This is a genomic window from Bacillus sp. HNG (genome assembly GCF_003400205.1).
Classification (GTDB): domain Bacteria; phylum Bacillota; class Bacilli; order Bacillales; family Bacillaceae_L; genus Ferdinandcohnia.
The window spans coordinates 218,166-231,890 of the sequence record NZ_QUQV01000003.1; the positions used below are offsets into that span (position 1 = coordinate 218,166).

Below are 13,725 nucleotides of genomic sequence, written 5' to 3' on the forward strand. Positions count from 1 at the left end.
AAAAAGTGGCCACTCATTCGCCCAAGCATCCTTTATAGTATAACAAAATTTTGCTTTACTATTGTACCCTCACAACAAAAATGGATGTGAACAAAGTCCACATCCATTTTCGTTAGAAACTACCTGTATTCACATTTGAAGGACGAGTTACTGGCTCAGTTAAGGATTTTCCATCTTCAGTAACAACGTCTTCACTACCATTAACCGTTATCGAAACACTCTTTACTTCTGGCTGCTCAGTTAAGGATAAAACTAACGAGTTAATGACGTGATTGGAAATCATTTTCTCGTTAAAAGCTCCATAAATTGCCTCATTGAAATCTAGTGTGACTTTTCCATCATCCATTTTTGCACTTAAAAGTTTTACATCTTGATGAATATCGCTAATTAAATTTGAACTCATATTTGGTCCGTTAATTAACGCATTTACTACGGCAGATACTCTGTCATCACCAGTATTTTCAATACGTTTCGTTACTGGTACATAGTAATCACCTTCTTCGTTTTGTGCAAAGAAGTAAAGGGTAACAGGACGGCTGTTCGTAATGTCGACAACATCGCTGTTATCCATATTTATCCCATCAGCTCTACTTAAATCAGCTGGGATTGGAGTACCGTTTACAGGCATTTCCTCTAATTTATAACCATTCACGCTGATGACAACGTTGTTTACATTTTCAAATTGAGTTAATGTCCAAGTAATGGCTTGTAAAATTTTTTCTTCGTCCTCTGGACTATAGGTTTGAAATTCCTTTGAAAAATCAGCTGTTATTGTTCCATCCTTCAGGTTTACACTCACTTCAGTATCCTGTGGAATAACAGCTCTGAACCCGTCCGGTAAAATTTCATTTAACGGTCCACCTGCAACTAAATACTCAAGTACTTGTTTTGCTGCCGCATTTTGCTTCGGAAGATCTACAGTGTAAGGGACCACTAATCCATTTGCATCAATTAGATATAAGTCTCGTTTTACTGTTTCAGTAGCGGCTTCCTCCTGATCAGTTGCCTCTGTAGCTGGGTTTTCTCCTTTTGCGACTGTCTCATCAACCGCTTCGTTTTGTGGTGGATCCATTTGCTTGGCTTCTTCCTTTCCACCTAATAAGCCACATCCTGATAGTAATACTGTTGAAGTAACCACTGTGGCAGCTATTGCAGATTTAGTTATTTTACGCATTCTTTTCCCTCCTAAGGCAGTTTGTACTACTATGTATACGAGCCCTATTTTCAAATTAGACCGCTTTTTAGTGAAAAAAATGGACAAAATGTTTTGATTTTAAAAGCTAATAGATTGTAAAAATAGAATAGAAGATTTAAAATTATTTTGAAAATCAGAAAGGAAGTGATGCGTTTGATCACGAAAAGTCGTACTGTACCAATCGAATTACTGCTCCTAAGATCCATCCGTGCACGGCAGAAAGTTTCCGAAAAAATTGAGAATCAAGTCCATACACTTGAGAAAGGTTTTATTGGAGAAACATGGTTTGACCAGCGATTAGAAAGTCTTTCCCTTGATTGCCTCATCCTTAATGACTTGCTTCTTGAAACAAATAACACTCATTACCAAATTGATTCACTCCTAATTTCTCGCCGCAAAATTCACATTTTTGAAGTAAAAAACTATGAAGGTGATTATGTTGTCAATGGAGATCGCTGGCAAAGTTCATCCTCTGGAATAGAGATCAAGAACCCCCTTTTACAGCTTACGCGAAGCGAGTCCCTTTTTAGACAATTACTACAACAGCTCCGTTCTGATTTCACCATCGAAAGTCATCTTGTTTTCATAAATCCCGAATTTTACCTCTACCAAGCATCACCAAACCTACCGATTATTTTTCCATCTCAACTAAAACGCTTTATTTGTTCTTTGAATGCTCAACCATCAAGATTGGTTGAGAGACATCATACCCTGGCGAAAAACCTACTTTCTCAACATATTAAAAAATCACCTTATTCAATTGTACCTGCTTATAATTTTGATGAGTTTGCAAAAGGTATTTTATGTTCGGTGTGTTGGAGTGGGTTTATGGTGAGTGGGAGTCAACACAAGTTAACATGCAGAAAATGCGGTAATGTTGAGGACATTAAGACAGCAATTTTAAGGAGTGTAAAGGAATTAAAAATCCTTTTTCCTGATATAAGAATTTCAACGAAGACTATTTTTGATTGGTGCAATACGGTAAAGGATAAAAGAACTATCAGAAAAGTTCTTGCGAACAACTACAATTACGTTTCATTAGGAAAATATTCATATTATGAGTTTAAAGAGTAATCCGGGGTTTCTACCTAGTTGCAGTATATGCTTTTCTTTCGATTTTGAAGATATACTTATATCTCTTCTTGCGGTACATACTTACCCGGTTTTTCCGCCTAGCTTGTACCGCTAAACTCGTCTTGCGGTACATACCCTACCGGTTTTCTGCCTAGCTTGTACCGTTAAACTAGTATTGCGGTACATACCCTACCGATTTTCTGCCTAGCTTGTACCGCTAAACCCTTCTTGCGGTACATACCCTACCGATTTTCTGCCTAGCTTGTACCGCTAAACCCTTCTTGCGGTACATAACCTACCTGTTTTCTGCCTAGCATGTACCGCTAAACTCGTCTTGCGGTACATGCTTACCCGGTTTTTCTACATAGTATGTACCGCTAAACTCGTTTTGCGGTACATAACCTACCGTTTTCCTGCCCAGCTTGTACCGTTAAACTAGTATTGCCACCCATGCCCACACATTTTTCTCTTGAGCTTTACCCCATAAACTATGTTTACAAAACATGCTTGCTCTTCTATCTTACAGTCCTGAACCCTCAACTAAGTAATATAAACAAAAAAAGCCCCACCCGGGACTTTTCTTTCCTTATAACTTTACTGATTTCACATTGTAAACCGGTTTTTCAAACCAGTTAGTGGCGATTCGTTGAAAGATTTCTTTCTCGCCTGTTGTGAGGAATAAGTGATTCCTTTTCCTCGTCTTTTTGTTTAATAGTCCACTATAGAACAATACCGTGCTGACCTCGCGGGCGGTTTCGGCTCCGGAATCGATAAGCTTAATTCTATCTCCAAGATAGGCTTGGATGGTATTACGAAGAAGTGGATAATGAGTACAGCCAAGAATCAAGGTGTCGATCTCCTTACCACGTAGGGGCTCGAGTGACTCAGCAACAATTTGTTCTGCCTTTTGACCGACAAACTCGCCTGCTTCCACAATTGGAACAAATTGAGGACATGCAAGACTTTCGACAATGATTTGATTGTTGATTGATTTTAGCGCATCTTCATAAGCTCCACTTTCGATTGTGTTGACTGTCCCGATGACACCAACATAGTTATTTTTTGTGACCTTTAATGCGGTTCTCGCTCCTGGATAGACTACGCCGATTACTGGGATGGAAAGCTCAGCTTGGATTTCATCCAAAACAAGGGCAGTTGCCGTATTACAGGCGATAACAAGCATTTTAATATCATGTGACAATAAATAGTTCGTCATCTCCCACGTAAACTGACGAACTTCCTCTTTAGGTCTTGGCCCATACGGGCATCTTGCGTTATCACCTAAATAGATGATTTCTTCATTAGGTAATTGTCTTATTATTTCCCGAGCAACGGTTAAACCGCCCACCCCAGAATCAATAACTCCGATTGGTCTTTTCAAACGTTTCGCCTCATTCTACTCGCATTTCTTGATGTAATTTCCTTAGACTTTTTTCTAATTGGATTACTTCATCGTCAGAGAAGTTTTCCATGATTTCTTGTAAGTAGTCCTGTCTTTTTTTAATAACTTCCTCGATGATACGTTCTCCTTCTTCAAGTAAATGAATTCGAACGACCCGACGATCTTTTGGGTCTTTTACACGCATCACAAGCTCGTTTTTTTCCATTCGATCAACTAGATCGGTTGTTGTGCTGCAAGCTAAGTACATTTTATTTGATAATTCACCAATTGTCATATCTCCATGTTCAAGCAACCACTGAAGGGCAATAAATTGTGGTGTTGTAATTGTAAAGTTACTTAAGATTTCACGACCTTTTTGTTTAAGTAAGCCGGAAATAAAACGAAGTGATTTTTCAATATCTGCAATAACCTGGTAGTCTTTAGTTTCATTGCTCCCTTGAACTGTCATTACATCCTCTCCTAGTAAGGTTTTTTAGTGTAAAATCCAACTGTTTTCTCTCGTTTCACAGTTAGTGGAATTGTATGATCCGTAAGAACTTCCTTCATTTCAGTAAAAAACTATATTATTCTTATTTTCTACTTTTTTCGCGTAAAAAGCAAGTTCCAGTATATCGAAATATGTAGTTGATCTCTAAATAATGTGTTCAAAAGGAGATAAAAAAAGACAAATCACGCCAATAGGTTGTGGTGACTTCGACGTTTAACACAAACGTGTCTGTTTTTAGTCAAAGTTCCTCTTTTGATGAACTTCCTCTAAATAAGTAACCGGCTACCTTACATGTGTAAAGTGTAGCCGGTAATACTTAAAGTTCAAGTTCTCCCATACGAAGGAGCTCTACAACTGCTTGAGAACGCCCCTTTACTCCCAGCTTCTGCATCGCATTCGAAATGTGGTTACGAACTGTTTTTTCGCTAATGAATAGTTCACTTGCGATATCTTTCGTTGTTTTGTCTTGAACTAGTAATTCAAAAACTTCTCTCTCTCTTTTTGTTAGTAGCGGTTTTGGTTGAAACTCTTTCTCCTTCAAGTATTGTAACCCTCCTTGCTAAGGTTCGAGCTGAACTACTGGATGGGTATATATTTAGTCACAATATAGTATGAGAAGGAGAGGGTTGCTGTGACTGTTAAAAGGTTGATATGTAGACATTTTCGCGTCCATTTTTTAATGTATTGGTATATTTGTTCTACTTAGCTCATACGATATAGGTTAGGTGCTTTTTTAACATATGCTTCATCTCATCAGACCATGGTTCCCCTTTTCCTGTTCGCTTAGACATTTGAACGAGTGTACTCCTACCGACAAAACAAATGGATCCTTCTTTGTCCTTTGCCATATAATGAATATCCATTGAGGAATTGCCAAGCTGATTTATTTTAACGTATAACTTAAGCTGTTCTCCAAAAAAGACTTGTTTCAAATAATCACATTGTTGGCTTGCAACCACGGGGATTGCTTCGCTGGATTTGTCGGTCCATTTTTGCATAAACCCAATTTTATTAAAATATTGAATTCTGGCTTCCTCAAAATACGTAAAGGGTACAGTGTTATTTAAATGTCCAAACATATCTGTTTCGGAAAAGCGAACTTGAATCGGTTGGAAAAAATCAAATGCATTCTCCCATGTCTCAATATCATCGATATACGTAATATGTTTCATTCCAATAGCTCCCTTACATAAGATTATTCACTTCACGGTAAAGTGGTGCCTTCTTCTAGTCGGAAAAGAAGTTTTTTTCGAGACTTCTTAAATTGACAGTATTTTGAAATATCTTTTCGTAAAAAAGCACTCCTCCATATACATGAAGGAGTGCTTTCGTATTTCTATTAGACTTGGTCACTACCAAACATATTTCTGAATGCTTGGATAGATGTATCTCTGTTTAGAGCAGCAATTGAAGTTGTTAGTGGTATACCTTTTGGACAAGACTGTACACAGTTTTGTGAGTTACCACAGTTTGCAAGGCCACCATCTCCCATAATCTCTTCTAAACGTTCACTCTTATTCATAGCACCTGTTGGGTGTGCGTTAAATAAACGAACTTGAGATAATGGAGCTGGACCGATGAAATCAGACTTGCTGTTTACGTTCGGACACGCTTCCAAACATACACCACATGTCATACATTTTGATAATTCATATGCCCATTGACGTTTCTTCTCCGGCATACGAGGACCAGGACCCAAATCATACGTTCCATCAATCGGAATCCAAGCTTTTACTTTTTTCAATGAATCAAACATTCTGCTACGGTCGATTTGTAAGTCACGTACAATAGGGAATGTCTTCATTGGCTCAAGTTTAATTGGTTGTTCAAGTTGATCAATAAGTGCTGAACATGATTGACGAGGTTTACCATTGATAACCATTGAACAAGCTCCGCAAACCTCTTCTAAACAGTTCATATCCCAAGTAATTGGGGCAACTTTATTACCATTTATATCTACCGGATTACGACGAAATTCCATTAAAGCGGAAATAACGTTCATATTCTTACGGTATGGAACCTTAAATTTTAAAACATATGGTTCAGAATCTGGAGTATCCTGACGAGTTACATGAAATTCAACTGTTTTTTCACTCATCTTAATTTTCCTCCTTCTTCTTTGAATAGTCACGTTTACGTGGTGCGATTAATGAAGTATCTACTTCTTCATAATGGAATGCAGGCGCAGAATCCTTCCCAGTAAATTTAGCCATCGTTGTTTTTAAGAAATCCTCGTCATTACGATCAGGGAAATCAGGTTTATAGTGTGCTCCACGGCTTTCATTACGGTTGTATGCACCAATTGTAATTACACGTGCTAGCTGAAGCATATTTTGTAATTGACGCGTAAATGTAGCACCTTGGTTACTCCATTTAGACGTGTCATTGATATTAATGTTCTTGTAACGTTCCATAAGCTCTTGAATTTTTTCGTCTGTCTTTAAGAGCTTGTCATTGTATCGAACAACTGTTACGTTATCTGTCATCCATTCACCGAGCTCTTTGTGGAGGAGGTATGCATTTTCAGTACCATCCATTGACATAATGTCATCCCATTTTTCTTGCTCTTGTTTTTCGTGGCTTTCGAATACAGATGAAGATATAGAATCAGTACCTTTTTTAAGTCCATTAATATAATGAACTGCATTAGGACCTGCAACCATACCACCATAGATAGCTGATAATAGTGAGTTTGCACCCAAGCGGTTTGCACCGTGCTGTGAAAAATCACACTCACCTGCTGCAAATAATCCAGGGATGTTTGTTTGTTGGTGATCATCAACCCATAATCCACCCATTGAATAGTGAACAGCTGGGAAGATTTTCATTGGAACTTTACGTGGATCGTCACCCATGAACTTTTCATAGATTTCAATAATTCCACCTAATTTAATATCAAGTTCCTTTGGATCTTTATGTGATAGATCCAGATAAACCATGTTTTCACCATTGATACCTAGCTTCATATCTACACATACATGGAAGATTTCACGTGTTGCAATATCACGTGGAACTAAGTTTCCGTATGCAGGATATTTTTCCTCTAAGAAGTACCAAGGTTTACCATCTTTGTAAGTCCATACGCGACCACCTTCACCACGAGCAGATTCACTCATTAGACGAAGTTTGTCATCTCCAGGGATTGCAGTTGGGTGAATTTGAATGAACTCACCATTTGCATAATAGGCACCTTGTTGGTACACAATAGATGCAGCAGAACCAGTGTTAATAACTGAGTTCGTTGTTTTTCCAAAGATGATTCCAGGTCCACCTGAAGCCATGATAACAGCGTCAGCAGGGAATGATTTAATTTCCATTGATTGAAGGTTCTGTGCGACAATACCACGACAAATCCCTTCATCATCTTGTACAATTCCTAAGAATTCCCAACCTTCGTACTTCGTTACTAGCCCTGCTACTTCATGACGGCGAACTTGCTCATCTAATGCATAAAGTAATTGTTGACCAGTAGTTGCGCCAGCGAATGCAGTACGGTGGTGTTGAGTTCCACCAAATCGACGGAAATCAAGTAAACCTTCTGGTGTACGGTTAAACATAACTCCCATACGGTCCATTAAGTGAATGATTCCTGGTGCCGCCTCACACATCGCCTTAACTGGCTTTTGGTTAGCTAAGAAGTCTCCACCATATACTGTATCATCGAAGTGAATCCAAGGAGAATCCCCTTCACCTTTTGTATTAACCGCACCGTTAATCCCACCTTGTGCACAAACAGAGTGAGAACGTTTTACAGGTACGAGTGAAAATAAATCAACTTGTGTTCCCTCTTCAGCAGCCTTGATGGTAGCCATTAAACCAGCTAATCCACCACCAACTACGATAATCTTTCCTTGACTCAAAGTAACTCACTCCCCAATAAAGAGATCGTTCAACTTGTAAATGTAACCGTGAACGTTCTAATATTTTAATTCTTATACGAAAGCAAAGATTGTAGATACACCTACGTAAGTTAATGCAATAAAAATAATGATTGTAACATATGTTGCAATTTGTTGAGAGCGAGGAGTTATTGTAAGCCCCCAACTTACAGCAAATGACCATAAGCCATTTGAGAAATGGAAAATTGTTGAGATTACACCAACAAGATAGAAAATAAGCATCGCTGGTGAATTTAAGATATCTTCCATCATTTGAAAGTTAACTTCTGCTCCAAAAGCTGCTTGAATACGAGTTTCCCATACATGCCATGCTACAAAAATTAGAGTAATGATTCCGGTTATGCGTTGCAGGAAGAACATCCAGTTACGGAAGAAACCGTATCTACTCACATTGTTCTTTGCAGTAAAGGCAATATAGAGACCGTAGATCGCATGGAATATTAATGGTAGATAAATAATAACTACCTCTAGAAAGATTCTAAATGGAAGATTTCCCATAAAACCAGCAGCACTGTTAAATGCTTCTTCTCCTCTTGTCGCAAAGTTATTCGCTGTTAAGTGTACCAATAAGAATACCCCTACAGGAATTACACCTAATAACGAATGAAGCCTGCGATTAAAAAATTCACGATTACCTGCCATACTTTAATTTACCCCCCCTTAATAATAAACCGTACCTTCTCGGCACTCATTTTCATTCCTCATCCTGCAGTAATTATATAATAGGACGAAATAAAACTGACAATTGAAAACCTTTGCAGGAAACTACAGAATGCTTTTTTCATAGATAAAAAGACAAATGTAGCCACAATTTTCTTTTATCAGTATAATGTAACAAATTCATTTTACTCCCATAAAGCAAGAGCGTCAAGGAAACACGTCCACAATTTATTCATGAATCTGATAATAATTAGACACTTTTGTTAGGCTTGACTTGTAATCCATATGACAAAAAGAAACAAAAAAATTCATGTGTTTCTTATCCCCTCATGTTATATAATAATGAATGGAGAAAGAGGGGAATACAGTGAAGAACACAAACATCAATGAACAAAATGTAAATGTAAGTGAACAGACCGTTTCTGTTTTTGGATATGAACTCATACGTGAAATTTTAATTCCTGATTTACTTGGAAAAGAAACGCCACAGATTTTATACTGGGCTGGAAAAAATCTTGCCCGTAAATTCCCCTTACCAACGATTGAAGAAATTATTTCGTTTTTTCATGATGCTGGATGGGGAGACCTTAAGGTAGAGCGTTCGGATAAGAACTCCATTGAATTTCATTTGGATGGTTCGATCGTGTCTTCTCGTTTTAAACGAAAGGATATTTGCACATTTCAACTTGAATCTGGTTTTCTTGCTCAACAAATTCAACAACAGAAAAATCGAATCACCGAAAGCTTTGAACAACAAAAAAGACGAGCTCAAAGTATCATTTTTACGGTGAAATGGGATCACAAAGATATGACCGAAGAATAAAATCCTGCACATTTCGTGCAGTTTTTTTTATACACAAAAGGGCGCCCAAAGGCTAATAATCTCCTCTGAACGACCCTATGTAAATAAAAATTATAGTTTAACTTTTGCTTTTTCTTCTTCAACAGCAGCTAAATTAAATGAATCATGTAGAGCTTCAACAGCACGAACCATACTTGCTTGATCAACAACAGTTGAAACTTTGATTTCAGATGTACTTACCATTTTTACTTCAATGTTTTCTTGTGCAAGCACCTGGAACATATCAGCCGCAACCCCTGGATTAGAAACCATTCCAGAGCCTACAATAGATACCTTCGCTAACCCATCTTCATGTTGAATGCTTTCATATTTTAATAAATCCTTATTATTTTCCAAAACAGCTAGTGTATCGCGTAAATCTTGAGTTTTTACTGAAAATGAAATATTTGTATGATTTTCATCTGTCTGGTTTTGAATGATGATATCTACGTTTAGACCATTCTTTGCGAGTGTACCAAAGATGGTTGAAAGTGTGTGTAATTCATTCGGTAATCCAGAAACTGTTACCCTTGTAATTTGGTCTTCAAAAGCAATTCCCCTAACAACAAGATTTTTTTCCATTGAAACTTCCTCCTCAATAACGGTTCCATTTTCTAGCTCTATGCTTGAACGAACTTCAAGCGGCATTTCAAAGTTTTTTGCAAATTCAACTGCCCGTGGATGAAGTACACCCGCACCTAAGTTTGCAAGCTCCAGCATTTCATCATAGGAAATTGAATGAAGTTTACGTGCAGATGGGACTACACGAGGATCTGTCGTATAAACACCTGTTACATCCGTGTAGATATCACATTTGTCTGCACTCAATGCTGATGCAAGTGCAACTGCTGTTGTATCAGACCCACCCCGTCCAAGAGTTGTGATATCTCCCGAACTGCTGATTCCCTGAAATCCTGCAACGACAACAATTTTGCCTTCTTTTAAGCTATCGTTAACCCTTGAAACTTCTATATTTTCAATACGGGCATTGCTATGTATAGCCTCCGTTTCAATACCAGCCTGCCAGCCTGTATAGGATACAGATTCATACCCCTTCTCCTGTAATGCCATGGATAAAAGGGCTATTGTTACTTGTTCACCTGTACTTAACAACATATCCATCTCACGCTTACTTGGCGAGCTTGTAATTTCATTTGCTAAGCGCACAAGCTGATCTGTTGTTTTGCCCATTGCTGAAACCACTACTACAACTTTGTTTCCAGCTTGCACTTCTTGAATAACGCGATTTGCAACATTTTTAATTCTATCCGGTGACCCTACTGAGGTGCCTCCAAACTTTTGAACGATGATCCCCATGCTTATACCCTCTCCTTCGAATAATAAAAAAACAGCAATGAGATTATCTCATTGCTGTGATATACGTAAAAACAACGTGTCACACCGTGAGATAGCTCTCCAAGATGAATTCATCTTGACAATCTTACGTCTCTTAAACATAAGACCAGCAAAAAAGGGTATGAGTCCTTTTTCACTTCGGCAAACTTTCCTTTCAGCAATCATCAAAGGGGCTCATCCCCCTCCTATTGCATACTGATAAAGCTTGCACCTCTATCATCACTTCAACGTAATGAAGTGTAATATTATATTAGTTAGGATTATATCAGAGTATTTTTAAAATAGCAACGACTATTCCTTTAATTTTTCAAAGATGGCTTCAGCTGTAGAACGAGGAATATTAGCTTGTTGAATTTCCTCTATACTTGCTTCTTTCAACCTCTTGATTGAGCCAAAATGCTTTAGTATTGCTTTCTTTCGTTTTTCACCGACCCCAGGAATATCATCAAGCACAGATTGAAAAGCACTTTTTCCACGAACTTGACGATGAAAGGTAATCGCAAAACGGTGTACTTCATCTTGAATCCGTTGGAGTAGATAAAACTCCTGGCTATTTCTAGGTAATTCTACAATTACAGGTGGCTCCCCAATTAACAACTCTGAAGTCCTATGCTTATCATCCTTAGCAAGTCCTGCTAACGGGATTTCTAATCCTAACTCATTTTCTAGAATATCCCTTACTGCAGCGAGATGACCTTTTCCTCCATCAATGAGGATTAAGTCAGGCAATGGAAGGTTTTCTTTGAGTGCGCGACTATATCTTCTTCTCACTACTTCCCGCATTGATTCATAATCATCAGGACCTTGAACGGTTTTAATTTTATATTTTCTATATTCCTTTTTATCTGGTTTTCCATCAGTAAACACAATCATTGCTGAAACAGGGTCTGTTCCTTGGATATTTGAGTTATCAAATGCCTCAATTCGATGTGGTGTGTATATTCCCAATCGATGCCCTAAGTTTTCAACCGCCTTGATTGTCCTTTCTTCATCACGTTCAATAAGTGCAAACTTTTCCTTTAACGCGATTTTAGCGTTTTTCGTTGCTAAGTCTATTAGTTGTTTCTTCTTCCCTCGACTAGGCTGTTGAACATTTACCTCTAGTAATTGCTCTGCAATCTCACGGTCAATAGAACTAGGAAGTAACACTTCTTTTGGTTTAAAATGATTTTCTTTCAAATAGAATTGACCAAGGAAGGTTAAGAAATCTTGTTCTGGCTCATTATAAAAGGGGAATAAAGAAACATCCCGCTCTATTAATTTACCTTGACGAATGAAGAAGACTTGAACACACATCCAGCCTTTATCATAGGAATAACCGAATACATCTCGATCAATAAAATCGGTCATGGTCATCTTTTGTTTTTCCATCGTTGTTTCAATATTTGCGATTTGATCACGGTATTCTTTCGCTCTCTCAAAATCTAGTTCTTCTGAAGCCTTTATCATTTTTTCTGTTAATTCCGTTTTAATCTCTTTATAGCCACCATTAAGAAAGCGAATGATGTCATCCACCATTTTTTTATTCGTTTCATCAGAAACTTCGTTCACGCAAGGAGCAAGACATTGACCGATATGATAATACAAGCAAACCTTATCTGGTAGAGTTGAACATTTTCGTAATGGATAAATCCGGTCTAATAGTTTTTTTGTTTCAGTTGCTGCTTGTACATTCGGATACGGACCAAAATATTTACCTTTGTCCTTTTTCACCTTTCGTGTTATCAACAAACGAGGATGTTTTTCAGCAGTAATTTTAATAAAAGGATATGTCTTGTCATCCTTTAGCATGATATTATACTTTGGATCATGTTTTTTAATTAAGTTTATTTCTAATAGGAGAGCTTCTATATTTGAAGATGTTACAATATATTCGAAGTCCTCAATCTCATTTACAAGTCTCAACGTTTTACCATCATGCGATCCAGTAAAATAAGACCGAACACGGTTCTTTAACACTTTGGCTTTTCCTACATAAATAATGGTCCCCTGCCTGTCTTTCATTAAATAACAACCAGGCTGGTCCGGTAATATCGCTAATTTTTCTTTAAGATGATCGTGCATTTTTCACCACTCCATCTGTAATAAAATAAAAAGTACCTTTGTACCTTTGCACTAATTAAGCCGTACCTAATATTGTATCATTTTTACGGAGAAGTTGTATGTGAAAAATAAGGAATTAAATTGATTAAAAAAGAGCAAACAAAAAACAGCCTGGCGGCTGTTTTTTGAATTAATAATGGTTAGCAAGTCTATCAGCTAGTGCCTCTTTTGGTTGGTAACCAACAACTTTATCCACAACTTCACCGTTTTTGAAAACAAGTAAAGTTGGAATGCTCATTACACCAAACTTAGCTGCAGTTTCTTGGTTGTCATCTACATCAAGCTTTACGATTTTCACTTTGTCTCCAATTTCAGAATCTAATTCTTCTAATACTGGAGCAATCATCTTACAAGGTCCACACCAAGGTGCCCAGAAGTCTGCTAATACTACACCTTCTTTTGTTTCTGTGTCAAAATTTTGATCCGTTACGTTTGTAATAGCCATTTAAACCCCTCCTAAATATGTTACAACTTTGAAATTCTACCAAGAGTATAACATCTGAAATGTCATTTTACGAATGATTTGCTTCATAAAAAAACAGTTAACTAAAAACTATAGAAATGATAAGAATAGAAAATTAAACTTCATTCATAATCATCTTCCCCAACTTTTAAAGCTGATATGTATGGAAACAGAAGATGCCAAATAGAAAAAGACGCCCAGAAGGACGTCTTTTTGCGTATTGCGGCGAGAGACAGCACTCCACA

General features: G+C 37.6%; 13 protein-coding genes and 1 riboswitch. Of the genes, 2 read left to right on the forward strand and 11 right to left on the reverse strand.

Annotation, left to right across the window (positions count from 1 at the left end):
* Positions 1-112 precede the first annotated feature (112 nt).
* The gene (locus tag DZB84_RS07705; RefSeq protein ID WP_116351685.1) at positions 113-1,174 is read right to left on the reverse strand and encodes a GerMN domain-containing protein; all 1,062 of its coding nucleotides are present in this window, start codon (positions 1,172-1,174) and stop codon (positions 113-115) included.
* A gap of 174 nt (positions 1,175-1,348) precedes the next feature.
* Between DZB84_RS07705 and DZB84_RS07710 the strand changes: the two genes are divergently transcribed.
* The gene (locus DZB84_RS07710) at positions 1,349-2,269 is read left to right on the forward strand and encodes a nuclease-related domain-containing protein (protein ID WP_189655182.1); all 921 of its coding nucleotides are present in this window, start codon (positions 1,349-1,351) and stop codon (positions 2,267-2,269) included.
* A 586-nt stretch (positions 2,270-2,855) separates the two neighbouring features.
* Here DZB84_RS07710 and racE read toward each other — a convergent pair.
* From racE to DZB84_RS07745, 7 genes are all read right to left on the reverse strand, one after another.
* Positions 2,856-3,650: a glutamate racemase gene (racE, locus tag DZB84_RS07715; protein WP_116351687.1), complete on the reverse strand. Its 795-nt coding sequence runs from the start codon at positions 3,648-3,650 to the stop codon at positions 2,856-2,858.
* Between the two features lie 10 nt (positions 3,651-3,660).
* A complete protein-coding gene (locus tag DZB84_RS07720; RefSeq protein WP_116351688.1) occupies positions 3,661-4,119 on the reverse strand; it encodes a MarR family winged helix-turn-helix transcriptional regulator in 459 nt (152 codons plus the stop codon).
* 355 nt (positions 4,120-4,474) lie between these two features.
* Positions 4,475-4,699, reverse strand: a complete 225-nt coding sequence (gene gerE, locus DZB84_RS07725; protein ID WP_010678342.1) for a spore germination transcription factor GerE — start codon at positions 4,697-4,699, stop codon at positions 4,475-4,477.
* A 166-nt stretch (positions 4,700-4,865) separates the two neighbouring features.
* Entirely contained in the window at positions 4,866-5,330 is a 465-nt protein-coding gene (locus DZB84_RS07730) for an acyl-CoA thioesterase (RefSeq protein WP_116351689.1), read from the reverse strand.
* A 167-nt stretch (positions 5,331-5,497) separates the two neighbouring features.
* On the reverse strand, positions 5,498-6,256 hold the full coding sequence (gene sdhB, locus DZB84_RS07735) for a succinate dehydrogenase iron-sulfur subunit (protein ID WP_116351690.1): 759 nt from the start codon (positions 6,254-6,256) through the stop codon (positions 5,498-5,500).
* A 1-nt stretch (position 6,257) separates the two neighbouring features.
* Positions 6,258-8,018, reverse strand: coding sequence for a succinate dehydrogenase flavoprotein subunit (gene sdhA / locus DZB84_RS07740; RefSeq protein WP_116351691.1), 1,761 nt, complete (start codon positions 8,016-8,018; stop codon positions 6,258-6,260).
* Between the two features lie 72 nt (positions 8,019-8,090).
* Positions 8,091-8,699 (reverse strand): succinate dehydrogenase cytochrome b558 subunit, encoded by a 609-nt coding sequence (locus DZB84_RS07745; RefSeq protein ID WP_116351692.1) that lies wholly within the window; start codon positions 8,697-8,699, stop codon positions 8,091-8,093.
* A gap of 385 nt (positions 8,700-9,084) precedes the next feature.
* On the opposite strand from DZB84_RS07745, the gene DZB84_RS07750 reads away from it, so the two are divergent.
* A complete protein-coding gene (locus tag DZB84_RS07750) occupies positions 9,085-9,540 on the forward strand; it encodes a YslB family protein (protein ID WP_116351693.1) in 456 nt (151 codons plus the stop codon).
* Between the two features lie 90 nt (positions 9,541-9,630).
* On the opposite strand, the gene DZB84_RS07755 is transcribed toward DZB84_RS07750, so the two are convergent.
* From DZB84_RS07755 to trxA, 3 genes are all read right to left on the reverse strand, one after another.
* The gene (locus DZB84_RS07755; protein WP_116351694.1) at positions 9,631-10,875 is read right to left on the reverse strand and encodes an aspartate kinase; all 1,245 of its coding nucleotides are present in this window, start codon (positions 10,873-10,875) and stop codon (positions 9,631-9,633) included.
* Positions 10,876-10,959: 84 nt separating this feature from the next.
* Positions 10,960-11,138: riboswitch (Lysine riboswitch) on the reverse strand.
* Positions 11,139-11,205: 67 nt separating this feature from the next.
* The gene (gene uvrC, locus DZB84_RS07760; RefSeq protein WP_116351695.1) at positions 11,206-12,978 is read right to left on the reverse strand and encodes an excinuclease ABC subunit UvrC; all 1,773 of its coding nucleotides are present in this window, start codon (positions 12,976-12,978) and stop codon (positions 11,206-11,208) included.
* A 169-nt stretch (positions 12,979-13,147) separates the two neighbouring features.
* Positions 13,148-13,462: a thioredoxin gene (gene trxA, locus DZB84_RS07765; RefSeq protein ID WP_116351696.1), complete on the reverse strand. Its 315-nt coding sequence runs from the start codon at positions 13,460-13,462 to the stop codon at positions 13,148-13,150.
* Positions 13,463-13,725: the final 263 nt, after the last annotated feature.